At 51.9% G+C, this 549-nt stretch carries 1 protein-coding gene; it reads left to right on the top strand.

Going from position 1 to position 549, the window contains the following annotated elements; genetic code table 11:
- On the top strand, positions 1-549 hold a 549-nt coding region (locus R8O11_RS30500), incomplete at both ends, for a TRAP transporter large permease subunit (RefSeq protein WP_318195298.1).

Here is a 549-nt window from a genome sequence, read left to right as displayed (position 1 = left end):
AAGAAAGATGGCTACGATGAAAACTTTTCTGCCGCGGTGAACATCACCTCTTGTCCATCGGGTTTATTGATCCCGCCAAGTAACACCCTGATCGTGTTCTCGTTAGTCTCTGGTGGTACCTCTATCGCGGCGCTGTTCCTTGCCGGTTACATTCCGGGCATTTTGATGGGTCTGAGCATCATGGTGGTGGCTGGGATCATCGCCAAACGTCGTGGTTACCCAATTGCTGCTCGCCCAACGCTAGCGATGGTTTGGGATACATTTCTAAAAGCGGCGCCTTCACTGGCTCTGATTGTGGTCATCATGGGTGGCATCATCGGCGGTATCTTTACGGCTACCGAAGCCTCTGCCATCGCCGTGGTCTACACCTTTGTTTTGGCGGTGTTGGTGTATCGCGAAGTGAAATGGCGAGATCTTCCTAAGATCATTTTGGAATCTGCCGTCACCACATCGATTGTTTTGCTGTTGGTTGGCGCGTCTATGGGCATGTCTTGGGCGATGGCAAATGCCGACATTCCATACATGATTGCCGATGCGCTACTGGCGATC

The organism is Vibrio sp. 1288 (assembly GCF_033344475.1).
The sequence above is the reverse complement of the archived record's forward strand: the minus strand, read 5'-3'. Positions and strand labels throughout refer to the sequence as shown.